Consider the following 803-nt stretch of genomic DNA (forward strand, 5'->3'; position numbering starts at 1 on the left):
CCCTGGTCACCCGGTACGAAGTGGCGTACGCACTGGGGCGGCTGGGGCGCTGGACGGAGGCGCTGGCGACCTACCGCGAGGTGGCGGCGGCCCGTACCCGGGCGCTCGGCCCCGACCACGGCGACACGCTCGCCGCCCGGTACGAGGTCGGCATCGGCCTCGGGCGGCTCGGCCGCAGCGCGGAGGCCCTGGAGCTGTACCGGGCGCTCGTGGACGACCGCGCCCGGGTGCACGGTCCGGACGACCCGGAGACCCTGCGCGCCCGCCATGGGCTGGGGGTGAACCTGGGCCGTCTCGCCCGCTGGGACGAGGCCCTCACCGAGGCGCGCGAGGTCGCGGCGGCCCGCGCCCGGGTCCTCGGCCCGGACCATCCCGACACCCTGGTCAGCCGCCGCGAGGTGGCGGTCGGCCTGGGCTGGCTGGCCCGCTGGGACGAGGCGCTGACGGTGTACACCGAGGTCGCGGCGGCCCGGGAGCGGGTGCTGGGCCTGGACCATCCCGACACCCTGGCCAGCCGCAATGACGAAGCCCACTGTCTGGAGCAACTGGGCCGCCACACGGAGGCGGTGGAGCTGTACCGCCGGGTCGCCGCCCTCCGTGAACGCCGCGTCGCCCGGACCGGCTGGGCGTCCTCCCCGCGGGGCGCCGACGGGGGTTAGGGCCGGCCTGCCGGGTCGGACCAGGTCGTGTCAGGTCGGGTCGGGTCGGACCAGGCCGGATCAGGGAGCGGGGCCTGGCAGGAACCATCGGGCAGGCCCTAGGGCGCGTATTTGGTCGTGATCAAGGGCCGGTCCGGGTGAGGT

1 protein-coding gene is annotated in these 803 nt (G+C 76.5%); it reads left to right on the forward strand.

What is annotated here, in order from left to right; all coding sequences use genetic code 11:
- Positions 1-659: tetratricopeptide repeat protein (locus FF041_RS34410; protein WP_153526393.1), on the forward strand; the 659-nt coding region annotated here is incomplete at its 5' end.
- Between the last annotated feature and the right edge of the window lie 144 nt (positions 660-803).

It is taken from the genome of Streptomyces jumonjinensis (assembly GCF_009600885.1).
GTDB lineage: Bacteria > Actinomycetota > Actinomycetes > Streptomycetales > Streptomycetaceae > Streptomyces > Streptomyces jumonjinensis.